The following is a 23,604-nucleotide window of genomic DNA, read 5'->3' as shown; positions in this document are numbered from 1 at the left end:
CGCTGGTTTTTTATTATTTATAATTGTTTTGTAATATGGTTCGATCTACATATGCAATATAGATGATCTGTTTAAGGAGTTGGTGGAGCAGCGTATTTCCAAGGTCTCACTCCCTCCAGCTCTGCTTTTCGCACAGCCCAAGCCATTACATTAGCCATGATAATACTATTATAGGCATTCCTGCTACCGGCGACGTACCCATTGCTGGAGTTTCCGAAAGGCTTTGGAAGTGGACGAGTGGTATTGGCATCGTACAAGAATGGATAGGCTGTCATGTTGTTAGCGCCACCAGCACTATATGCAACAAATCCACCGTCACCTACAAAAAACAAACTTTTCGTATTATGTATAAACATGGTTGCGCCACTTGTTCCTGCTGCTGCTCTGTTGATGGCTTGCTCTCGAGAATAGATGGTGATTTGATTAGCAGGTGCATTAACGATACCTAATGTTGATGGACCACGATCGTCGCCCCAAAATTGATTACGCACATCTCCAAATGGTCCATTCAGAATTACATCTGTAGGATTGTTTCCATCAATGGGATACATCGCTCCTGAGGCGCCAGTATTATTGAAAAATCCAATATTATTGACACCGAACAGATTATTAAAGAAATTTGCGCTAGTTTGATCATTGTTGGAGACGCTTTGGAGCATCATGACAACAATGCCTCTATCGTTGATAAAATCATTCAATGCAGTACCAAAAATGGTTGAGATAGAACTTACGTTAAAACCAATGATTACAATGTCTGGTCGGTTGGGAGCACCCGCTGCTAATCGGGTACGAATTTGGTTATCAAATGCACTGCTTGTGCTAAAAGTCATTCTGTTTTGTGCCGAATTAGCTGTCGCGGTACCTCCTTCCCAAGCGCCTCCTCCGGCGGTCCAAGAACCTATTTTCACCACACTTTGAGGTAAATCTCCAAAATTCTCCTTCGAATTTATAAATTGCCAAGATGGGCCTTGTTCCAACGCAAAACCGTCACTTGATCCACTTGATATATGAAGTACTCTCAAAGAAGATGGTTGATAGTTAAGGAAGATGTTGGAGGTTAGTCGTTGCCCGATCACAGGATTTCTGAAACTCGAAGTAAATGCCGGCCGATTAACCGCCCCGAAGTAGGTTGCGAGATTGCGATTGGCTAAAGCTTCAGGTACGCCAGTAAATGTTACTGGTAAATCATTTATGAAGATTTTGTACGTGCTCAGAACTTGGGCATCTACTGTAAAGAAACTTCTGTCCCATATATTTGTCGTGGAGCGGGTATTAAATATAGTTTCAGTCGGAACTACCTCGATTTGACTAATGCGATTCTCTCTAATATTGAATTGGCCTTTTTTAATGTACGAAGAATTATCAAATGTGGCATTTAAGTTATTGATCGTTGCGTACGTGGCTAACGATGTCGCATCAATTTTGATACGCAATTGTGCAACCTTGTGCTCAAATAAAATTCCAATGATATTGGCTTCTGCCTGCCCTGTTGTGGGTATGGTTATCTCACCTGTCGCATACATCAAACTTTTATCGATCGGAGTTTCAATTAGGGGATTCAACACATTTGCAGGTGCTGGTATTTCGTCCATATTGTTGTATGAATACGCATACCATGTATAGGTTACGCCTCTTTGTCCCTCTACGGTCGCAGGAGTGCCCGATCTAGCCTGTATCGTTCGCCAAAATTCACCCGTATTTCTATTGTAGATTAAAACCCGATATGTATAACCTTCTTGCATATCGATGACGGCACGATTGATAGTTTTTTTTATTGGATTTTGGATTTTATAGCTATCCGAAGAATCCTCGTTGGAAGCGCCAATCAATCCGTCTTGGATAGTGGTTAAGCTTGTAATAAATCCGGATTCATCACCAGAAAAGGTAGATGAATTGTTTTCCCAAGTATTTGCGCTACGCTGTGAGGTAATCGTGCTGATGTTTTCAACGGATGCCGTGATACCCTCCACACCAATTTTCAACTGAAGTAGCTCCCCAGGAGTTTCCACCAATTTGTCAGAACATCCAAATAAAATTAATATGATTAGGATGACTGTTGCAAAAATACTGCGTTCAATTTTCATCATTTTTGCTTTTTCCACTAAAAATTCCAAATATCCACCGTTTCTACGTCTTGCAAATCTGTAAGTTGTGGATTTGGATTCTCTCTTATTATCGATCCAGCAGCGATGGCGGTCTCCAAGGATACGTATGAAATTTCGATTGCAGGAGATTCATAGTTTTGTCGTTTTGGATTGTTGTTCATTTTTTTGTCGTTTAAGTTGTAAAATATGATGTTCTATGTTTTAATATTGTAATCTTTAAATGATAACTTTTTAACACATGTTATTTATGTGGCCATACTGTTGATTGATGAATCATGCTGAAACGCAAATGATATTGATTTTGTAGCATTTCATCTACAAAATAAAATAATTTAAACGACAATATTTAATTAATACGAATTTTTATTTTGTATAATTTTATTGTTGTAAAATAGAAGAGTTGAAGTTTGGTTATTTTATTGATTAAAAAATTTTAATTTTAATGTGTTTTTATTATTTCTTGTGGCTTAATAATAAAGTTCCTTTTCAGACAAATTCAATTGTACAAGCATCATCATGTAGTCTGGGTGGAAACCGATGCTGTGAGTTTGTTTAGACAAGAGAAAATCAATGGTATGTGGCTACTACTTGTAGCTAAATACATGAGGTGTTTATGTTAATTTCTCGAAGTGATCTTATTAAAAGATAATGCGGACAATTAAACCATTCCAAGTAATCTAGTTTAATATTCTTAATCCTAAAATCTTGAGGCTACGCCGCTGTCCATCCAGCACGGCGATATCCGGAAGATTTGCCCATTCGGAAAAGTGAAATTTTTCGAATAAGCCAATACTTGGTGTATTGTGCGCGAAGATATAAGCCAATAAGACATCGATGCCGAAATCGGGAGCTCGATCAATACAGTATTGTAGTATAGCATTGCCAAACTTTTGTCCGCGTTGCGCTTCATGTAGATAGATGCTAATCTCTACCGTGCCATCATAGGCGGGTCTACCATAAAAAGATTGGAAACTCGCCCATCCCACTATTGTTCCGTCGCTTTCTTTTTCAATGATCCACAGTGGCCTCTTATCTGTTGAATGATCGTGAAACCAGGGTAATTTGCTTTCTACCGAGACAGGGTCTACGTCGGCAGTGACTAATCGCGAAGCAATGGTTGAGTTGTAAATGGCAACAATAGTTGGTAGATCTTCTATTGTACTATCTCTATAGCGAAGCGTATTCATCAGGTAGGCAGATTAGCTGTGGATTCGGAGCATAGATTATTACTCACCATAGGTATGCATTCCGAACGCTGTAAAGCTTGGATAAGGGATCGGTTCAGCAGAGAAAGGTAGATGTATGACACCCGAAATTTTAATTTTCACAAATGTAATTGTATTCAAACATTTGTGAAAATTAAATCAGGAAAATTTGATGGCTAAAAGAGGTCTATTTCTCCATTTGATTTTGGATAGACATCATGCCGTCTCTATCTACGGAAGTAACTCCCGCAATTTTTTCGAAATAATTGATGGCATCTTCCATGGGCTTATCATCTGGAATGCTAATCGCTACGCCATTCAAAGCATCATATAGGTATACCACTTCTGCACCGAAGGTTTGTACCGCTTCTAGCAACTGATCATTGCCCGTGTCTTTATCGTAATAAATGACCAAATTACGCGATGCATCCAAACCTGGTTGTTCTTGTGCGCTATCATTATTCATGCGTTTGCTGCCGCAAGCCGTGCTCAATAGAAAGCTGGAAGCTACTAGTAATATTGTCGTAATTTTCATCAGTATCTGTCTTGTTGTTTGAAATGGGCATCATGATCACTAAGAAAAGTATGTCACCCTATTTCATAACAGTAAATTCCAATATTCGGTTTGCTTGATACGAAGAAATAATTGTCTTAAAAAAAGCCTATCGATTCGTAGCGAACGAATTAGTTTGTTCCAATGTGCTGAGTACCTGATCCAGCGCTGATTTAAACCAGTAGGTAAATTTTTCAGGTGACGTCCGAATTTCCTCTTGTAATTTGCTCACACTGATCCACCGAAAGTCTTGTACTTCGGCAGGATTAGGCAATGGTGTATCATCACTGTAACCCACAAAAACATGGTCAAACTCGTGCTCTATCAAATCATTTTCTACTTTGGCGTGGTAGATGAATGAAAAAAGCGCATTGATCGGACAAACTAATCCCATTTCGAATTGCAGTCTTTGAAGCGCACCTTGTTCGAGATCTTCGTGCAACTGCGGATGCGAGCAGCAGGCATTGGTCCATAAACCGCCGCCATGGTATTTGTCGGCAGCGCGTTGATGTATCAACATTTCTCCGCGGCTATTGAATATAAAGATGGAAAATGCGCGATGAAGCTCGCCGCGCTCGTGTGCCAGCAATTTGTCCATCTCTCCCACTGTCTGATCGTTTTGATCTACTAATACTACCTTATTTCTTTCCATACCTCGCTACTAGGATCTCGCTTCGTTCAGCGCTTCTTTATATGTCTTTAGTGCGCGCTCGCGCGCTTCTTTGTGGTCTACTATGGCTGTTTCTATCCGATCAGCGTAATGTGGATTCCAACGCTTGATATACTTCAGATCTTTGTCAAATCGCTTGGTCTGTGCATCGGGATTGAAAATCCGAAAATACGGCGCTGCATCGCATCCACATCCTGCTGCCCACTGCCAATTGCCATTGTTGGAAGAAAGCTCATAATCAAGCAATTTTTCGGCAAAATAGGCTTCGCCCCAGCGCCAATCAATCAGCAGATGCTTACATAAGAAACTGGCGACGACCATCCGAACGCGATTATGCATAAAACCTGTTTCATTCAGTTGTCGCATGCCCGCATCTACAATTGGATAACCGGTTTCTCCCTTGCACCATTTTTCAAACTCCTTTTCATTATTGCGCCAGCGAATATTGTCGTAAGCTGACTTGAAGCTGGTATCCACCACATGCGGAAAATGAAATAGGATCTGCATGAAGAATTCGCGCCAGATCAGCTCGGATAACCATGTATCATTGTTCTTGAGCGCTGTTTTCACACATTCGCGTACCGATATAGTGCCAAATCGCAGTGCTACACCCAACCGCGTAGTACGATCTTCTGCTGGAAAATCCCGATGCTGATCGTAATCACCAATCATTCCAGGAGTGAGTGATGGAATCTCGTAGTTCAGCACAGTCTTCTCAAAACCTAATGTTTTCAAGGAAGGAATAGACTTTTTCTTTGTCTGGTAAAAACCATCGAAAGTGCTTGGCGCTGTCGTATAGTGCTTGCGTTCTAGTGCTGCCCGCCATTTCTTGGCATACGGTGTATATACGGTGTACGGTGTGCCGTCATTCTTCAGAATCTCGTCTTTTTCGAAAATGACCTGATCTTTGAAATCGGAGAAGGTTACGTCCTCTTTAGCCAACATCTTTTGAACGCGTTTGTCTCTATTGATCGCTTGAGGTTCGTAATCCCGATTGCAAAATACTTCGTGTACGTCAAACTTTTGGATTAGCTCCGTAAAGACATCTTCCACCTTTCCATGATAGACATGCAGTGAGCTGCCTACTTCTTCCAATTTATCTTGTAGAGATTGCAGTGCTTGGTGAATGTAATCTACTCGTATATCTTTGGTATTCGGTAATTTAGATAGAATCTCTTGATCGAATACGAAGATCGGAACTACTGGGATATCCTGTGCTAATGCTTTGGATAAACCGACATTATCTTCCAATCGAAGATCTCTTCTAAACCAAAAAATATTGACCTTATCCTTCATCTGCTCCTTTCGTAGCTGGATCTTGGTCTACCCACAGTAGATCTTCAATATCATAGCCCACTTCCAACGCTAAGCGCAAATAATCTACTTTAACTTCTTCTGGAATCGTGGTTTCGCGAGAAAGTATCCACAAGTAATCGAAGTTTTTACCAGCCACCAAGGCATGCCGATAATCTTTGTCTAAAGCAATCACGTTGTAGCCCGCATAAAATGGTCCAAAAAAGGAAACTTTTAGCGCCGCAGTGGTCGGTTCACCGCGAAACTTTGCTTTTCCTTCGGCCGATTTCCACTCCTTCTCTTCTTTATTATATCCCTTATTGAGCACTTTAATACTGCCATCATCATTGGTTGAATAGGTCGCCGTAACGTGCGACAATCCTTTTTCAAATTTATGATCAAGTCTAGCAATTTCGTACCAAGTGCCCAAGTAGCGATCCACCTCAAATGAGCTGACAGGAGTAGCCGTTTTTGGTATATACGTCGTACTGCAACCGAGGATGCAAATAGCGAAAATAAGTATGAGGTAAGTCTGTAATCTAACGTTCATGCTGTTGATTTTTTTTAAAATACATCTGAAAATATTTCACAGGCACCCACAGGAAACCAAAACATTCGCCTTCCTCCTTACCCGTGTGTTTGTGATGTTGTTTGTGCGCACGGCGAATGGCCATCAGATAAGGATTCGTCGTATTCCGAAGGAATGATACCCGCTGGTGAATAAAAATATCGTGTACAAAGAAGTAAGCAAAACCGTATAAGGTAATACCCAACCCGATATAAAACAAATAATTGAAGCCTTGTGTGCTGCCTATATAGATCAGTGCAATGGCTGGAATCGCGAAGATCACGAAGAAATAATCGTTTTTCTCTAAATGGCCTTCGGTGCTGTGATCGTGATGATCACGATGCAATCGCCATAAGAATCCATGCATTACATATTTATGTACCGTCCAGGTAATTCCTTCCATGATCAGAAAGGTGGCCAACAGGATTAAAAAATTCATAGTTGCACAGTATTATGATTAAATTTTTTGTCTAAGACTTGATGTCTATAATCGAATATGTTTTTCAATTTCTTTTTTACAAAAAGCTGATGCGCCAGTGTACCCAAAGGGCCAAATGGCAGTTCGTAGCGTACATGATCGGTGATCAAAACGCTATCGCCTTCCGGAGTAAAGGTATGGGTATGTTCCCACAATTTGTATGGTCCGCTTTCCTGAAAATCGATGAAGCGCTGCAAAGGCACTACGTCCGTTATACGCGTACGCCATTTAAGCGGAATACCCAATATCGGACTTACCGTATAATCAATAATTTGATCTTTGTAAATGGACCGATCTTCCACCTCACTTTTGACTACGAAAGCCATATCCTTAGGTGTTATCTCGGCCAGATTATGTGGTGAAGAAAAGAATGCCCAAATTGATTCAATATCTCCTTTCACATGTTGTTCTCGGTATATACTATAGATCATGTAATTAGATTTTTCATAGTAAATGGACTACATAATAGCCATTTTATACGCTACATAACTTTGCATCATCAACGACATCTTTTGGCCATTGGGTATCCGGACGCGCTCACTCATGATACGCTGCGCAGGCAATCGTTTGATCTTTTTGAACAAAGAAAGATAATATTTGTACGCCAGATAAACTCCGAAGCGCGCCGAAACGGGTAACTTTTTGATGCCCACCAAAGCTTCACGAAACTCCGTATGAATGTCGTCTTCAATAGTAGATTTGATCGCATTATCGAACACGGCCATATTTACATCAGGAAAGTAAGTACGTCCTAATACTTGATAATCGTCTTTCAAGTCACGTAAGAAATTGACTTTCTGAAAGGCAGATCCGAGTTTCATCGCGTATGGTTTCAAAGTTTCGTAGGCAGACTTATCGCCATCGACAAATACTTGCAGGCACATCAATCCTACCACTTCGGCCGACCCCAAGATATACTCCTTGTACTTTTCGGTGTTATATTCTGTCGGGTTTAAATCCATTTCCATGCTATGCAAGAACTGTTCGATCAGTGCCCGATCAATGTCATAACGATGTACCGTCTCTTGAAAAGACTGTAGGATAGGATTCAACGAGATCTTCTCATCCAGCGCTTGATGCGTTTGTTCTTTAAACCGCTCCAGCAATTTTTGCTTATCGTATGTATGGAAACTGTCCACAATCTCGTCTGCTAATCTCACATATCCATAAATAGCATATACAGCCGGCCGAATGCAATTATCTAAAGCCAGAATTCCCAAGGAAAAGCTGGTGCTATATTTTTCGGTGGTGGCTTTGCTTACTTGGAAGCTTAATTCATCAAACAGCTTTTTCATAGGTGTGTGTATTAAGTTTATTGACTTCAGAAGCGACAATCTTACCAGAAATGATAGATGGTGGTACACCGGGACCTGGCACAGTCAGCTGTCCTGTATAAAATAAGTTTTTCAGTTTTTTGTTTTTGATGGATGGCTTCCACACCGCTGTTTGCGACAAGGTATTGGCTAATCCATATGCATTACCGCCATAAGCATTGTAATCTTGCATAAAATCAGAAACGCAATAGCTTTTTTTGAAATCGATCTTTTCCAGCAAATTGATTGTTCCTGTGTGTTTTTCCAATCGCGCGATCATTTCCAAGAGGTAACGTTCCCGAGTCGGCTCATCATCCGTAACTCCCATAGCCAGAGGCATCAGTAGAAATATATTTTCATGGCCTTCTGGTGCAACCCTATCATCTGTTTGCGATGGGCAGCACGCATAGAATAATGGTTTTTCTGGCCACGATTTATCCACGTAGATAGAGTCTATGTGTGCATCCAGATCATTCTCAAAAAATAAAGTATGATGTTTTAGATTGGGGATACGCTCATTAAATCCTAGATAATAAATCAAACAAGAAGGCGCAAAAGTACGGCCAGCCCAGTATTTTTCGTCATAATTGCGGAGTGATGGTGCTAATAAGGTTTCGGTATGGTGATAATCTGAAGACGCGATTATCACATCAAAGGCATGCTCTTCGCCCTTTATTAATAAAGTCTGCACCGAACCATCTGCACAGTTTATGGCTTCTACCGGTTGATTGAAATGAAATACTGCACCCTGCTCCTCCGCAACGGATTTCATTGCTTTCACCAATTCGTAAAAACCACCTTTTGGATACCAAGTGCCTAGGGCGTAACCGCCATAGTTCATCAAGCTATACATGGCTGGAATATTACGTGGAGAAGCGCCAAGAAAAATGACCGGAAATTCCATCAAGGAAACCAATTTCGGATTCGTAAAGTATTTTTTTACGTACTTCCTAAAACCCGACAGCAAATCTAGTCGTAGCGCACTGCCGGCAATCTTAGGCGACATGAATTCAAACCAGCTGTAGCAAGGCTTGTTTACAAAATCCCGCATACCTACTTCGTATTTGTATTTGGCGGCTTCCATGAATTCGTCGAGCCGCAGTCCCGCGCCCGGTTCGATCTGCTCAAATAAGGCTTTCATCTGCGCATAATCGCGTGGTATGGCCACATTATCTCTGGAGAAAACCATTTCGAACTGCGGATCCAAAGAGATTAACTCCAAATAATCGGTGGCTTGTTTTCCAAAGTCTTGAAAGAAATTGTTGATGATATCAGGCATCCAATACCAGCTTGGTCCCATATCGAAAGTATATCCGTTCTCCGTTTGGAACTGGCGTGCACGACCTCCAGGACCAGCATTTTTCTCAAACACATGCACCGTATGACCTTCGGCAGCGGCATAAGCGGCAGCAGATAATCCAGAGAAACCGGATCCTATAATGGCAATCCTTTTTTTCATTTTATAATCGTGGTAGATTTTAATTGTTGATAAGCTTGATCTAACAGCTTTTCTGCTGGTGCATTGCGCACATATATAGGATGATGAAAAGCTTCTAGTTTTTGCAATAAGCGAATCAATTCCAACTTCTCTTCGTACAATAGATCTGCCGACACAATTTGCGTAGCCTGTCGGATTTTTTGCATTTGCTCTTCTAAAATGTGTAAGCCAGCATCTGTAATCGAGATCATTTTGCTACGTCGATCTGTTGCAGAATCTTGCTGTGACACCCAACCGTTTTTTACCAATCGATTAATGATTTGCATACCGACCGGTTTATCTTGGATATTTTTCTTTATTAAAGCCATTTTGGTCATCTCGCCAAAAGCCTTTAGATTGATCAGATAAATATAGTCTTCTTGAGTCGAAAACTCGGCATTAAAAAGCACGGAGCGTGAGTAATTCTTAGCATATCGACTCAAATGAACTAGTAAAGTGCTAATCACACTCTCCGGCGATCGCCCACTTTCGATGCCTGTCCACGTTGGCATTTGCTGCTGTTTTGTATTCTGCTCATCTGCCACCCAGCTTTTGAAGCCGTGCAGATCACTTGTATATCTTTCATCTGATATGCGTGCGCGCTCGAACTCCGATACCAATTGGATTACATCTTGTATTAAGTTATAATTCATATTTGCTCTGTTTATGGATGCGTCGAAATTGCATGACCAAAGTATACTATTAAACTGTTTTCCTTAGACTGATGTCTTAAAAACCATTTATCAGCCGATTTGTTTGATTAATATAGTACAATAATAAACTTTAATTTCGACTTCCTCTGGTTGTTTATGTCACAATTACGCTAAGCGAAGTTTTTAGATACTATCTTCTTCACACAGGAAACAAATATCCCAACTTGTCTGTTGCTTATCACGCGGATGTGATAGATCCGACTAGCACAACAATACCTATGAAAAATAGCGACGAAGCGACTAAGAGCGCATATAAATACATAGACTGTACCTGCAAAGGTTACAAGCGAGTAAAAGTGGGTAAATCGTATCGTTACCAAAATCTGCGTGGTGCATACATTACCAACGAACGAACCTTGAAGCGCATTCAAGCGTTGGTAATCCCTCCTGCTTGGAAGCGCGTATGGATATGTCCTGATCCCAAAGGCCATATTCAATGTTTCGGATACGATGTCCGAGATAGGAAGCAATACATCTATCATAAAGAATGGACCCAAGATCAGAATGATAGCAAATTCCAAAAAGTGTTGGAATTAGGACCTTATTTGCCGAAGTTACAACGAAGAATTAATAAGGATTTGAAGTTGCCTGAGTGGACCAAAGACAAAGTGGCTGCATTGGCATTGGTCGTAATCAAGCGTACGCTGATGCGTGTGGGAAATGCGCGATATACCAAGGCCAATAAATCGTACGGCCTTACTACCTTAAAAAAATCGCATGTAACCTTATCCAAAGAAGGCGTCACCATTAGCTACGTCGGGAAGAAAGGTGTACCTCAATTACATGTGGTGAATGACAAGAAGTTATACAATTTTGTAGCCTCATTGTCGGAGATCCCGGGTAAGAACTTGTTTCAGTATCTGGATCCTGCCGCACCGAAAGGAATTAGAAAATTGCGTGGTCGCGACGTGAATACCTATCTAAAGGGGCAGAATTCGGAGCATAAGCTTTCCGTGAAAAGTTTTCGAATCTGGGGTGCGACCATATTAGCAGTCAAATTGATGGCAGCCATACAGTCTGAATACGAATTGAAAAACAGCCAAAAGCTGTTGAATGCCATTATTGATCAGATTGCAGGAGAATTAGGCAATACACGCGCTGTAGCCAAGAAATATTACGTACATCCTCTGATTCAAGAAATGTTCTTGGATGGTACATTTTATAAGAAAGCAAAGCTTAAAGTTGGCGCGCGCCGACTCACCATTCCGCAAGCGGAAGCTATTTGTCAGCGGTTGCTGCGTTAGGCTCATTTAACGAGCCTAAATGTGGCACATCGCGGAGATCGTAAGGCGTTTCTTGATAGACGAAGTAGTTGAGCCAATTATTGAATAACAAATTAGCGTGTCCGCTCCACCGGACTAATGGCGGATTATTTGCGTCGTCGTTTCTGTAATAGTTTATCGGTAATTGAATCTCGCTACCGCGCTCCACGTCACGTAAGTATTCCTCGTGCAGCGTCCACGGAGAGTATTCGGAATGCCCCGTTAGGTAAAACTCTCGACCGCCACGTGAGCAGACCACCGCAACGCCTGCTTCATCGGATTCTGCTAAAATGGAAATCTCGTTTTGTGCTAAGAGTTCCTCTTTAGCAATCGTGGTATGCCGACTATGGGGGATATAAAATTCGTCATCGAAACCCCTAAACAACGGACTGCGATTTTCCGTTGTGCTGTGTTTGAATACACCAAAAAGTTTGTGATCTAATGGAACTTTTTCTACACCATAGAAATGGTGCAAAGCGGCTTGCGCTGCCCAACAGATATACAAAGTCGAGGTTACATGCGTTTTGGCCCAGTCAAAGATTGCTTTCATCTCATTCCAATAACTCACCTCTTCAAACGGCAACATTTCTACCGGCGCCCCCGTGATGATCATTCCATCATAGAAATTCTCGGTTACTTGGCTAAAGCCTTTATAAAACAGCTCTAAATGCTCCTCAGAAGTGTTTTTAGGCGTGTGCGTATCTAGGCGTAGAAATTCTACTTCAACCTGCAATGGATTATTAGATAGCAAGCGTACAAAGTCGGTCTCGGTGGTAATTTTCAAGGGCATCAGGTTTAAGATCAAGACGCGCAAAGGCCTAATGTCCTGCGTGCTAGCGCGTAAATCACTCATCACAAAGATGTTCTCTTCTTTGAGAAGCTCAATAGCTGGTAGATTGTTTGGTATCTTTACTGGCATAACCCGATTGTTCCCTAGATGTACTTAAAAAGCAAAAATAGCAAGAATACGGTAGAATAAAAAAGGATTAAGAAGGGTTTGAAACCACCTCGTCCTGTTTATACAATCGGATGTCCTTTATCAGATCGTCTACAATCATCTCGGGCGTAGCCCATGACGTGATTAAGCGCACTACAGCCTGAGTTTCGTCTACTTGTTGCCAAATGTAAAACTGATATTTTTCTAACAATTTTTGAATGAGTGGCATGGGCAAGATCGGAAAAAGCTGATTGGACTGCGGAGCTGAAAGAAATTGGTGGCCGGAATCTTGAATGGCTTTCGCGATCTTCGCCGCCATCAAATTAGCATGTTGCGCTAGCTCCATATACAGATCGCCTTCAAAGAGAGAAAGAAATTGTACTCCGAGCAAACGACCCTTGGCAAGTAGCGCGCCTTTTTGCTTCATGACAAATTCAAATTCCTGACCGACAGCGCTGTGATTAAAAATGATTGCTTCGCCCAATAAACCACCATTTTTAGTAGCCCCTAAATAAAACACATCTGTAAATCTGCTTACATCTTCCAACAGCAAATCACTGCCCGGCGCCATCAATGCATGGCCTAAGCGCGCGCCATCCAAGAAAAGCAATAAATCATTGGCTTTACATTGTGTGTACAAATCCTGCAATTCAGTTTTCGAATACACCGTGCCCACCTCGGTCGTGTTGGAAATGTATACTACACGTGGCTTTACCACATGCGGTTTCAGCTGGTATGCTAGCAAGGTTTTTTCAATATCGGCACTCGTGATCTTACCATTTTTTGTAGGCACAGCAATCACCTTATGCCCAACGGATTCAATAGCGCCCGCTTCGTTAGTAAAAATATGACCCGAAGCCGCACTGATCACCGCTTCATGTGGTCTTAGCAAAGAAGATATGACCAACAGGTTTGCCTGTGTACCGCCGGACACGAAGTGAATCGTTGCCCATTTGTTCCCCAACTTTTCTTTTAGAATCTCCTTGGCCTGCAAGCTGTATTCATCTTCGCCATATCCAGCCTGCTGTACCAGATTGGTTTTTGTTAAGCGTTCTAATATCGAAGGATGCGCGCCCTCAGCGTAGTCATTTTTAAAATTGTACATATGGTAATGTGCCGTCATCTATGGCGCTCAAAGTTGCAAAAAAAGACCGGACAATATCTTATGAAACTGGACTAAAATTGGCAATTATCTGATCCGCAAATTCGCTTGTCTTTAACAAAGTGGCATTTTCCATCTGATTATAGAAATCTACCGTGACGGTTTTTCCTTTGATCGTTTTGGCGAGTGCTTCGGTAATCGTAGTAGCTACATCATCCCAACCAAGGTATTCAAATAGTAAAACACCACTAAGGATTACAGACGAAGGATTCATGGTGTCGGTATCGGCAAAACGCGGAGCCGTGCCATGTGTGGCTTCAAAGATCGCATGACCAGTTTGGTAATTAATATTCGCGCCCGGCGCAATACCAATACCGCCAACGATGGCCGCCAAAGCGTCTGATACATAATCGCCATTTAAGTTGAGGGTGGCTACTACCGAATAATCGCGCGGTGCTAATAATATTTGCTGCAAGAAGTTGTCGGCAATCACATCTTTGACGATTAATTTTCCGGCATCTTGTGCTTCACGTTGCTTTTTATTCGCTTCCTCCTGCCCTTTTTCTGCTTTTGTTTTCTCCCACTGATCCCACGTATAGACTTGATCGCCGAACTCCTCTTCAGCCAGCTGGTAAGCCCAATTTTTAAATGCGCCTTCTGTGTATTTCATAATATTGCCTTTGTGTACAATCGTTACAGAAGGCCGATTTTGTTCTAGAGCGTATTGTATCGCGGCACGTACCAAACGTTTGGTACCTTCTTCCGATACCACTTTGACACCCAGACCTGTATTGGCGCGAAAATCATAATCCAGCTTTAGATCGTTATTTAAGAACTGTTGTAGACGTTTACTTTCTTCGGAGGCTGAGGCATATTCTACGCCGACGTAGATATCTTCTGTATTCTCTCTAAATATCACCATATCGATGTATTCTGGATGCAGTACAGGGGTTGGTGTGCCGGGATACCATTTTGTTGGGCGTAGACAAACATATAAATCCAATGCCTTGCGCAACGCGACATTGAGCGAACGAATACCGCCGCCTACCGGCGTGGTCAAAGGCCCTTTGATACCCACGAGGTAATCACGAAATGCTTGTGTGGTCTCTTCTGGTAGCCAGCTTCCTGTTTCATTGTACGCTTTTTCGCCGGCCAATACTTCTTTCCATGCAACTGCTCTTTCATCACCATATACATGCGATACGGCTTGATCGAAAACACGCACTGCAGCGCGCCAGATATCGGGTCCAATACCGTCGCCAATAACAAAAGGAATAATGGGATGATGCGGTACTTTCAAAGATCTGTCCGCATTTAAGGAAATTTTTTCAGCCATAATGTACAATTTTTAACGTGGTTCTAGTCGTCTAGCAACCAAAACAATACCAAACTGTACAATTTGAAAATCTTATTTGAATTGAATGGTTTTTATCGGTGAGATCCGGCTAATCAACATGGAAGGAATGATCAATACGACAAATACAATGGCTACTAGAGCCACATTGAGTGAAAGGACTTCGTACCAAGAGATCTGTACTGGCACAAAGGAAACATAATAGATGCTGGGATCTAATTTGAAAAACTGTGTGCTGCGCTGAAAAAAATACAGTAGAATAGCCAATACATTACCAATCACCAAACCATAACCAATCAGGTATAGTGAGTTATACAAAAATACTTTTCGCAGTTCAGTGTTGCGCATTCCGAGCGCTTTCAGGATGCCGATCATGCTAGAGCGCTCCAAGATATTGATCAACAAGGCCGATATCAGATTGATCAGCGCAACGATCACCATCAGTACAAAGATTACGCTATCATTCATGTCTAATAATTCCAACCAGTTGAAAACATCCGGCATCTGTTCGACTACGTTAGTGGTCGCCATGTGTATAGGAAGCTCATCTTCTACGACGCTGGAAGTGAGTGCCAGTTGCGTGAAATCTTTGATCCGTACCTCATAACCGCCTACGTCTTCTGGCGCCATATCATTGATACGACGTATGAGATCCAGCGATCCGATGATGTACATCTTGTCCAACTCTTCCGAATGCGTAGTATAGATCCCTTTAACCTCCAGTTTGCGCTTGCGCACCGGATGCTGTACGAAGTACATGATAAAACTATCGCCAACTTTCAGATGCAGCCTGTTGGCCGTTTGCTGAGATATCAGAATTTGGTTGTTGGCATTCTCTGCTGCAAAATTAATGGTATCTCCTTCTACAAGCATGCGCGATAGAAAATCTTGGCGATAGCTACCGTCAATACCTTTGATCAACACACCTTCGACTTCTTGATTGACATGGATAATGCCGGCTTTGGTAGCAAAGGGATAGATATTTTCTACGTTGGGTAGTTCACGAATAGAATCTAATTTAGCCCTTGAAAGCGCGATCGGCGCATTCTCGTACGAGGTGGAAACATCGTTTTTGACGATCATAATATCACCAAAAAAGCCGCGCTGCTTGTCGGTAATCTCCTGCTTAAATCCTTTCAGAATGGCGACCGCCATAATGATCGCCAAAATCGCCAAACTCAGCGCACCGATCGTCACTCGAATGATCATCTTCGAGAACGTTCTATGGCCGAAAACGGTGATCCTTTTGGCTAAAAAATAGGAGAAATTCAAGCTGAAATTATATTTTGTAACTTCGCAAAGTTAATAAAAAATGTCATCCCTGAATGACGCGAAACAAACTACAAAAGATTTAAAGATACGATGCGAATTATATTTATGGGTACGCCCGATTTTGCGGTAGCTTCTCTTGATGCACTAGTACAAGCAGGCGAACAGGTCGTGGCTGTAGTCACTACACCCGACAAGCCAGCTGGGCGCGGTCAAAAAATGCACGAATCTGCGGTAAAACAATATGCCGTTGCGAACCAAATCCCAGTTTTACAACCTGAAAAATTACGCAATCTGGAATTTTTAGCGGATTTAAAGTCTTATCAGGCCGATTTGCAAATCGTGGTCGCTTTCCGAATGTTGCCAGAGGTCGTATGGGATATGCCTCAACATGGAACGGTAAATGTACACGCCTCACTCCTGCCAAACTATCGCGGTGCGGCTCCGATCAATCATGCGGTGATGAATGGGGAGAAAACGTCGGGCGTGACGACCTTTTTGCTGCAGCACGAGATTGATACCGGCAATGTCTTACTCCAAAAAGAAGTTGCTATTGCGGATACGGATAATGCCGGAGACTTGCATGATGCATTGATGAGCGCTGGTGCTACGCTTTTGTTAGAAACGGTTAATGCTTTGCGTGCTGGAACGCTCCAGCCGACTCCACAGGATGCCATAGCAGGAACGGATTGGAAGCACGCACCAAAGATATTTAAAGAGGATTGTGAGATTGACTGGGACAGACCGGGTAAAGATGTGTACAATCAGATTCGCGGATTGAGCCCTTACCCAACCGCATTTACTAAATTGCATAATAAGGTACTTAAGATATATGAAACTGTCCTAGTGGATGAAATGCCTACAATCGCCGCAGGTGAATACGAAACAGATGAGAAAACATATTTACGATTTGCCTGTAACGATAGCTTTTTAGATTTGAAATTAGTGCAGATTGAGGGTAAGAAAAGAATGACCGTAGTCGACTTTCTACGAGGATACCGTTTTCCATAACACTAGAATAGAAAATATATGTAACTTACCACATCGTATAATAGCAATACAGATGGAAGAACATAAACCGCTACCAATATTAAATGCCGAAGAGGCACGTGTATTAGGCGTGCTTTTAGAGAAAGCAAAGACCACGCCGGAGTATTATCCGCTTACATTGAATGCTTTACAAACGGCGTGTAACCAAAAAACATCGCGCCGGCCTGTTGTACAATACGACGAAAATACGGTTATTGTAGCTTTAGACAGTTTGCGAAAGCTTGGTTTGGTGTCTACTGTAGTAGGTGGCGGCAGCCGGTCGGTGAAGTACAAACACAATTTGGCGATACAATATCCACTGTTGCCACAAGAATTAGCTATTATTTGCTTGTTACTACTTCGTGGGCCATTAACGCCTGGAGAGATCAACAGTAATTCGGGGCGTTTGTACGATTTTGAATCCATTGATGAGGTGGTGCAGCTCCTAAGCAAATTAGAAAACACTGAACCTGCTTTTGTACAAATAGCACCAAAACGTGCTGGACAAAAGGAGATTAGATACATTCAGCTGCTAACGGAGTTTAATGAAACCGAATACGAATCCGAGCAACTGACTACCCGATCAGGATCGACCGAACAAATAGAAGCGTTGACAGATCGTGTGGCACAATTGGAAGAGCAACTAGAAAAGTTGCAGTCGGCTTTTGATAAGTTGATGAGTGAACTAACCTAACCAGAAACCAATACACATACTGTTATGAAACTATTTTCATCCATGTTGACAGGATTATGTTGCTTTGCGACCTTCGTGAGCTTCGGACAAAGCATTGAGCCATTAACGCAAAAAGCCAATTGCGGTTTTAGAGGATTAGACACCTTCGGAGAACGCGTGATTTGGGTAAGCGGTACGAATGGCACGGTGGGCAGATCATTGGATAAAGGCAAATCCTGGGAATGGATCGGTCCCAAGGGGTATGAAGAAACTGATTTCCGAGATATTGCAGTCTTTAGCAATTATGAAGCGGTGATTGTGAGTGCGGGTGCGCCTGCGGTCATTTTACGTACCATGGATGGCGGAACATCTTGGACAGAAGTCTATTACAATGATGATCCAGAAATTTTCTTAAACGGAATGGATTTTTACGGTGATCGCGGTTTTGCTATTGGCGATCCGATCGATGGATTTTTCCAATTGCTACAAACGACAGATCGAGGCGAAACTTGGGAAGATGTTTCTGGTAGTTTATTGCTCTTTGCAGAGCCCGGTGAAGTGGGATTTGCAGCTAGCGGCACAGGGTTGCAGTTACAAGGTGATAATCTTTGGATTGGCAGTGGCGGATCTTTTGCTGCACTGTATCGTAGAAATGAAAAGAAAATGTTGATGCATAAGATGCTGACTCCGATTATCAGCGGAGCCAGCAGTCAGGGAATTTTTTCATTGAGCTTCTGGGATAACAAAAGAGGTGTAGTGGTAGGTGGTGATTATATGCACGATATATGCAATGAACATAATGTATACCTCACCCATGATGGTGGCGAAAATTGGATAACGCCAGCCAAGCCTGTCGGCGGATTTAGATCCGCAGTGCTGCACGTGAACAAACGAAAATTAGTAGCAACGGGAACGTCGGGTACCGATATCTCGACCGATGGTGGACAGCATTGGAATACCATTTCGACAGATAGTTATAACGTTCTTGGAAAATCCCGTACTGGGAAAAGAGTGTATCTGGCTGGCAGCAACGGACAAATTAGCGTACTTCAATGGAAGTAGGCACAATAGAAGCGTAAAAATAAATATGAAGTACTATATCATAGCGGGTGAAGCATCAGGCGATCTACATGGAGCGAACTTAATAAAAGCATTAAAAGAAGAAGATAAAGAAGCAGAATTCGCCATCGTGGGCGGCTCGCTGATGGAAGCCGAAAGTGGACAAAAAGCATTGATTCACACGTCTCAGATGGCTTTTATGGGCTTTGTAGAAGTGGTGATGAACCTATCTTCCATTGCCAGAAATCTTCGAGCTGTAAAGCAAGATCTTCTACGCGTGCGTCCAGACACGGTGGTTCTGATCGATTTCCCTGGTTTTAATCTAAAGATTGCCGACTTCGCGAAGAAGAATGGCATCACCACAAGCTATTATATCTCGCCCAAGATTTGGGCGTGGAATCAGAAACGTGTCTATAAAATCAAAAAGGTAGTAGATCACATGTTCTGTATTTTGCCATTTGAGGTTGATTTTTATAGGGAATACCACTATCCTGTCGATTACGTGGGAAATCCATTGCTGGACGCGATTTCCAAACACGAGGTCAATACAAGTTTTGTGGCCGACAACGGACTATCTCCGAAGGAAGATATTATCGCGCTATTGCCAGGCAGTCGCAAAATGGAGATTGAACGCATCTTGCCGGAGATGGCGGAGTTATATCACAAATTCCCTTCGCATCAAGTGGTCATTGCTGGTGCTCCAAATTTTGATGAAGCTTACTACAAGCATATTATTGGCGATATGCCGATTAAGATTGTTTTCGATCAGACCTACGATCTTTTGAAGCATGCGGTTGCTGCGGTTGTCACCAGTGGTACAGCTACTTTGGAAACGGCTATTTTGCGCGTGCCACAGGTCGTGGTGTATAAAGCGAACCCGATCAGTATCGCCATTGCACGGAAACTGATTAAGGTGCGTTTCATCTCTCTGGTGAACTTGATAAATGATTATCTGTCTGTGCACGAACTTATTCAAAAGGATTGTACAGCCAGCAATATTGCGGATGAAATCGGCGAATTGATCACTAATCCAGCACATCGCGCCAGCGTACTGGAAAACTATGATGTATTGCGTGAGAAACTAGGTGAGCCAGGCGCATCTGCCAGAACGGCTAGTAAGATCGTCGGTTATCTGCGCGAAGTAAGATAAGATTGGGTCTAGTTTACGGTGTATTTAATCAAACGTCTTTGCGAAGCCGAGGCACGAGGCTGCGGCAATCTAAGAGTATGTTGCATTAAGTTATTCGTAAAGATCGCGTCGTTGCCTCGCGATAACGTTGTAGTTTGGGAAGCCATAGCTATTCCTTCACGTCTTTGCGAAACCGATGCACAAAACTGCAGCAATCTATAAGCTTTATTAACTATATCAACTATATAAACTCTCTTAACAAATTATTAAACCTATTCCCATAGCATCAGGTCTAAATGTAAAATTACACGCTTATGAAACGCTTAATTGGTTTACCATTGCTGTTTAGTATGTTCTTGACCGTTTGCCTCACGTATAGTCAAGTAGCTACAGCACAAGATAAAGAGGAAGAAAATCGTATCGAAGAGCATATCGGAAAATTGGTTTTATCAAAAAAGAAAAGCAAGAAGTTTCGCAACAAAGGTCGTGATTCTATCATGACCTTGCACATCGATACACTCATTATGAAAGATCGCGCTTCGCTGCAATTCTATGGATTGAAAGATGTACAACTGAACATTGGTTATGCCGAAATCGGAAAAGATGTGGTCTTTTCAGGTATTGGCAGTAAGAATAATGCATCAAACTTCGATATTGATGTCAATTTTGCCAAATTCCAGTCATTGTATGTCATTGCGCGAGGGATAGACGCCATGAATGGTACGCGCACGCATCCCAATGGTGACGGTGGTAATGTCTCTGTTCATTACGATCCAAACGGATTAGTGCCACAGCAAGAAGATAGTAAATCCAAACAACATTTAAAGATCGATGCGAGTGCAGGTGGTCGTCGTGTAAATCCGCCAACGGATGTTGCACTGGTCATGAGTCGCATTGGAATGGGTGGCCCGCGCATGGGCGGTATTCCACAAGGGCAAGTTTATTCTGGATCGCCTGGTCGTGAGGGCAAGGTGGTGGTAGAAGCTCTTCCAGAATAATAGATAGCTGTTTACCGTTGTGCGTTCGCAAAGATTATCGTACTTTTAAACATGAAAGTTTTAGCATTTGGCGCTTCTAATAGCTCCAAGTCCATCAATCAGAAATTCGCGACCAGCGTATCAAAATACTACAAAGAGGACGAAGTCGAAATCTTGCATATTCATGATTTTGAGATGCCGATCTATTCGGCAGATCGAGAAAGAGAAAATGGCGTACCTCAGCTAGCATATGATTTTGCGTCACGTTTGGATGCAGCAGATTTGATTATCATTTCTTTTGCGGAGCATAATGGCAATTACTCCGCAGGATACAAAAATCTAATTGACTGGGTAAGCCGTATTAAAGGACGAAAACCCTATCAAGACGCCCATCTGTTCCTGCTTTCCACTAGCTTCGGTGCACGTGGTGGCCAAAGCGTCATGGAGATTGCGCTGGCGCGTATGCCACGTGATGGTGGTACGGTTATAGAACATTTATCGCTCCCGGAATTTCCTGCTAATTTTGAAGATGATAAAGGAGTTACAAATGCTTTGTTCCGAAGTCAACTAGAAGCCAAGGTGCGCAAGACCAAAAGGGAGATGCAGAAAATATTAGATTCTAAACAAACATTATGAAATCACGTAAAATAATTTGGTTCGTTGGCGCATTAGTCCTTTTGTTAGGCTATTTTATCTACGATAGTTACAGTCAGCCCAACATAAAAGATCTTCCGGGAGATTTTGAAGAAGTCGCTTTTGTACGCAATGAGCAGAACAAGGGTGGAATTGTACGTGTGTATGCTGTCACCGTTGGTGATCAAGCTAAGGCACAATATGAGCAATGTGCCGACCTCTTCCCTACCAATGATTATGGTAGTGTGACCAAAATTTACTTTTTTGATAAGGGAATGCCGTATCCTACGGAATTGACGTTGGACGAACCGCATTTTGATATTCAAAAGTACAGCGCACTACGTATTGTCAAAAGATACGGCTCCAAATAGCAAACCGAATTTTCATCGTGCAAGATAAACCTTCTTTTATTGACATCCATACGCATCAAGCTGATCAACCATCATCGTCTGTTTATCGCGTGCGCAATATTATAGTAGATCAGGATGATGTGCTTGACGAAGCCTGCTCGGTGGGTATACATCCTTGGTATATACGTGATGATGGAACTGCTCAGTTAGTTACTCTTCGCGAAATGTTGCAAACTAACCCTGCCATTCTGGCTATTGGAGAATGTGGATTGGATAAGGTGACGGAAATTGACTGGCAGACCCAAGAATTGGTTTTCGCTACGCAATTGCATTTGGCCAATGAATTTGCAAAGCCAGTGATCGTACACTGCGTACGTGCCTATCAAGAAGTGATCCAGCAGGTCAAAGCCGCAAAAAACACCACTCCCATCATCATGCATGGATTCAAAAAAAGTAAGGAACTGGCGGATCAGCTATTGCAGCAAGGATTTTATCTATCGCTTGGCGCAGACATCTTAAAAGGTCGTCAGGATCAATTGATCAGCAGTATTCCACTTGGCAGGCTCTTTTTGGAGACCGACGATTCGGACATACCGATCTCCCAAATTTATACGTATTTTTGCCGCGTTCGGAATTTGAGCATGGACGAATTGCAAGCGCAATTATGGTCTAATTTTGAAGAGGTATTTAATTAGTATTTGCAATAAGAATGAAAGATGTATCGTGGCTTTCTCGTACGGAAGCTTTGATTGGCGGCGAAGCCATTAAAACCCTGAACAATTCACATGTAATGGTGCTTGGATTAGGTGGTGTAGGATCTTTTGCGGCGGAGTTCGTATGTCGCAGTGGTGTGGGCAAAATGACGATTATAGATGGTGATACCGTAGATCCTTCGAACAGAAACAGGCAGCTTCCGGCATTGGCTACGAATCATGGCGTTTCCAAAGCACAAATCATGCGAGAGCGTTTGCTAGCCATTAATCCTGAGCTCGAGTTACAGGTTTTTGAAGAATTTGTAATACCAGATCGCATCCCTCATTTTATCGATCTAAAGCCAGATTATATTATTGAGGCTATTGATAGTATCACACCCAAGTTATTCTTGATCCGTTCGGCTTTTGCCGCTAAAATACCTTTTATTAGTTCGATGGGCGCTGGCGGTAAGGTCGATCCTACCAAAATACGCATCGGTGATATCAGCGATTCGTACAACTGTAAGCTAGCCCGCCACATCCGTAAGAAACTGCGTAAGCATGACATCGAAAATGGCGTGAAAGTAGCTTTTTCGACTGAATTACCAGATAAAGCATCTTTGTTGTATACCGACGGGAGCAATTACAAAAAGTCGGCCTATGGCACGATGTCTTATCTGCCAGCAGCATTCGGTGGTGCTATTGCTTCTGCTGCTATTCGCGATTTGATTCAGCGATAATGTAGCGTATTGGCTGTAGTAAA

The 23,604-nt window shown here is 42.3% G+C and carries 26 protein-coding genes; 10 read left to right on the top strand and 16 right to left on the bottom strand.

Features of this window, described 5'->3' with window-relative positions:
* Positions 1–71: 71 nt before the first annotated feature.
* From DC487_RS10210 to DC487_RS10160, 12 genes are all read right to left on the bottom strand, one after another.
* Positions 72–2,087 carry a hypothetical protein gene (locus tag DC487_RS10210; protein ID WP_133228498.1) on the bottom strand — a complete coding sequence of 672 codons (2,016 nt, stop codon included), beginning with the start codon at positions 2,085–2,087 and terminating at the stop codon, positions 72–74.
* Positions 2,088–2,101: 14 nt separating this feature from the next.
* Positions 2,102–2,266, bottom strand: coding sequence for a hypothetical protein (locus DC487_RS17245; protein WP_165799068.1), 165 nt, complete (start codon positions 2,264–2,266; stop codon positions 2,102–2,104).
* Between the two features lie 516 nt (positions 2,267–2,782).
* Positions 2,783–3,292 (bottom strand): GNAT family N-acetyltransferase, encoded by a 510-nt coding sequence (locus DC487_RS10205; RefSeq protein WP_116775870.1) that lies wholly within the window; start codon positions 3,290–3,292, stop codon positions 2,783–2,785.
* Between the two features lie 205 nt (positions 3,293–3,497).
* Positions 3,498–3,845: a hypothetical protein gene (locus DC487_RS10200; RefSeq protein WP_116775869.1), complete on the bottom strand. Its 348-nt coding sequence runs from the start codon at positions 3,843–3,845 to the stop codon at positions 3,498–3,500.
* A 127-nt stretch (positions 3,846–3,972) separates the two neighbouring features.
* Positions 3,973–4,515 (bottom strand): isopentenyl-diphosphate Delta-isomerase, encoded by a 543-nt coding sequence (idi, locus tag DC487_RS10195; protein ID WP_116775868.1) that lies wholly within the window; start codon positions 4,513–4,515, stop codon positions 3,973–3,975.
* Between the two features lie 9 nt (positions 4,516–4,524).
* The gene (locus tag DC487_RS10190; RefSeq protein ID WP_116775867.1) at positions 4,525–5,829 is read right to left on the bottom strand and encodes a cryptochrome/photolyase family protein; all 1,305 of its coding nucleotides are present in this window, start codon (positions 5,827–5,829) and stop codon (positions 4,525–4,527) included.
* Positions 5,819–6,376 (bottom strand): lipocalin family protein, encoded by a 558-nt coding sequence (locus DC487_RS10185; RefSeq protein ID WP_116775866.1) that lies wholly within the window; start codon positions 6,374–6,376, stop codon positions 5,819–5,821. The genes DC487_RS10190 and DC487_RS10185 overlap by 11 nt, the downstream gene beginning before the upstream one ends.
* Positions 6,366–6,833 carry a sterol desaturase family protein gene (locus DC487_RS10180; RefSeq protein ID WP_116775865.1) on the bottom strand — a complete coding sequence of 156 codons (468 nt, stop codon included), beginning with the start codon at positions 6,831–6,833 and terminating at the stop codon, positions 6,366–6,368. Before DC487_RS10180 ends, DC487_RS10185 begins: the two co-directional genes overlap by 11 nt.
* Positions 6,830–7,303 (bottom strand): SRPBCC family protein, encoded by a 474-nt coding sequence (locus DC487_RS10175; protein ID WP_116775864.1) that lies wholly within the window; start codon positions 7,301–7,303, stop codon positions 6,830–6,832. Before DC487_RS10175 ends, DC487_RS10180 begins: the two co-directional genes overlap by 4 nt.
* Before the next feature lie 27 nt (positions 7,304–7,330).
* Positions 7,331–8,167: a phytoene/squalene synthase family protein gene (locus DC487_RS10170; RefSeq protein WP_116775863.1), complete on the bottom strand. Its 837-nt coding sequence runs from the start codon at positions 8,165–8,167 to the stop codon at positions 7,331–7,333.
* Positions 8,151–9,644 (bottom strand): phytoene desaturase family protein, encoded by a 1,494-nt coding sequence (locus DC487_RS10165; RefSeq protein ID WP_116775862.1) that lies wholly within the window; start codon positions 9,642–9,644, stop codon positions 8,151–8,153. The genes DC487_RS10170 and DC487_RS10165 overlap by 17 nt, the downstream gene beginning before the upstream one ends.
* Positions 9,641–10,315, bottom strand: a complete 675-nt coding sequence (locus DC487_RS10160) for a MarR family winged helix-turn-helix transcriptional regulator (RefSeq protein ID WP_116775861.1) — start codon at positions 10,313–10,315, stop codon at positions 9,641–9,643. Before DC487_RS10160 ends, DC487_RS10165 begins: the two co-directional genes overlap by 4 nt.
* 278 nt (positions 10,316–10,593) lie before the next feature.
* Between DC487_RS10160 and DC487_RS10155 the strand changes: the two genes are divergently transcribed.
* The gene (locus DC487_RS10155; protein WP_116775860.1) at positions 10,594–11,619 is read left to right on the top strand and encodes a DNA topoisomerase IB; all 1,026 of its coding nucleotides are present in this window, start codon (positions 10,594–10,596) and stop codon (positions 11,617–11,619) included.
* Here DC487_RS10155 and metA read toward each other — a convergent pair.
* From metA to DC487_RS10135, 4 genes are all read right to left on the bottom strand, one after another.
* Positions 11,594–12,556 (bottom strand): homoserine O-acetyltransferase MetA, encoded by a 963-nt coding sequence (gene metA / locus DC487_RS10150; protein ID WP_116775859.1) that lies wholly within the window; start codon positions 12,554–12,556, stop codon positions 11,594–11,596. The genes DC487_RS10155 and metA overlap by 26 nt on opposite strands.
* Positions 12,557–12,623: 67 nt before the next feature.
* Positions 12,624–13,679 (bottom strand): threonine aldolase family protein, encoded by a 1,056-nt coding sequence (locus DC487_RS10145; RefSeq protein WP_116776055.1) that lies wholly within the window; start codon positions 13,677–13,679, stop codon positions 12,624–12,626.
* A gap of 58 nt (positions 13,680–13,737) precedes the next feature.
* Entirely contained in the window at positions 13,738–15,012 is a 1,275-nt protein-coding gene (gene icd / locus DC487_RS10140) for an NADP-dependent isocitrate dehydrogenase (RefSeq protein ID WP_116775858.1), read from the bottom strand.
* 72 nt (positions 15,013–15,084) lie between these two features.
* Positions 15,085–16,302, bottom strand: a complete 1,218-nt coding sequence (locus DC487_RS10135; protein ID WP_116775857.1) for an ABC transporter permease — start codon at positions 16,300–16,302, stop codon at positions 15,085–15,087.
* 90 nt (positions 16,303–16,392) lie between these two features.
* Here DC487_RS10135 and fmt point away from each other — a divergent pair, with 90 nt between their 5' ends.
* From fmt to DC487_RS10090, 9 genes are all read left to right on the top strand, one after another.
* On the top strand, positions 16,393–17,310 hold the full coding sequence (gene fmt, locus DC487_RS10130) for a methionyl-tRNA formyltransferase (RefSeq protein WP_116775856.1): 918 nt from the start codon (positions 16,393–16,395) through the stop codon (positions 17,308–17,310).
* 52 nt (positions 17,311–17,362) lie between these two features.
* Positions 17,363–18,022: a YceH family protein gene (locus DC487_RS10125; RefSeq protein ID WP_116775855.1), complete on the top strand. Its 660-nt coding sequence runs from the start codon at positions 17,363–17,365 to the stop codon at positions 18,020–18,022.
* Positions 18,023–18,046: 24 nt separating this feature from the next.
* Complete coding sequence (locus DC487_RS10120) at positions 18,047–19,063, top strand: WD40/YVTN/BNR-like repeat-containing protein (RefSeq protein ID WP_116775854.1); 1,017 nt, start codon at positions 18,047–18,049, stop codon at positions 19,061–19,063.
* A gap of 25 nt (positions 19,064–19,088) precedes the next feature.
* Positions 19,089–20,210 (top strand): lipid-A-disaccharide synthase, encoded by a 1,122-nt coding sequence (gene lpxB, locus DC487_RS10115; RefSeq protein ID WP_116775853.1) that lies wholly within the window; start codon positions 19,089–19,091, stop codon positions 20,208–20,210.
* A gap of 293 nt (positions 20,211–20,503) precedes the next feature.
* Positions 20,504–21,187, top strand: a complete 684-nt coding sequence (locus tag DC487_RS10110; RefSeq protein ID WP_116775852.1) for a hypothetical protein — start codon at positions 20,504–20,506, stop codon at positions 21,185–21,187.
* Positions 21,188–21,238: 51 nt separating this feature from the next.
* Entirely contained in the window at positions 21,239–21,802 is a 564-nt protein-coding gene (locus DC487_RS10105) for an NADPH-dependent FMN reductase (RefSeq protein WP_116775851.1), read from the top strand.
* On the top strand, positions 21,799–22,170 hold the full coding sequence (locus DC487_RS10100; RefSeq protein WP_116775850.1) for a hypothetical protein: 372 nt from the start codon (positions 21,799–21,801) through the stop codon (positions 22,168–22,170). Before DC487_RS10105 ends, DC487_RS10100 begins: the two co-directional genes overlap by 4 nt.
* Before the next feature lie 17 nt (positions 22,171–22,187).
* A complete protein-coding gene (locus DC487_RS10095) occupies positions 22,188–22,844 on the top strand; it encodes a TatD family hydrolase (protein ID WP_165799067.1) in 657 nt (218 codons plus the stop codon).
* A gap of 14 nt (positions 22,845–22,858) precedes the next feature.
* Positions 22,859–23,581 carry a tRNA threonylcarbamoyladenosine dehydratase gene (locus DC487_RS10090; protein ID WP_116775848.1) on the top strand — a complete coding sequence of 241 codons (723 nt, stop codon included), beginning with the start codon at positions 22,859–22,861 and terminating at the stop codon, positions 23,579–23,581.
* Positions 23,582–23,604 lie beyond the last annotated feature (23 nt).

The organism is Sphingobacterium corticibacter, assembly GCF_003076635.1.
Lineage (GTDB): Bacteria > Bacteroidota > Bacteroidia > Sphingobacteriales > Sphingobacteriaceae > Sphingobacterium > Sphingobacterium corticibacter.
Note: the sequence above shows the minus strand (reverse complement) of the source record. Positions and strands in the feature narration are given on the sequence as shown.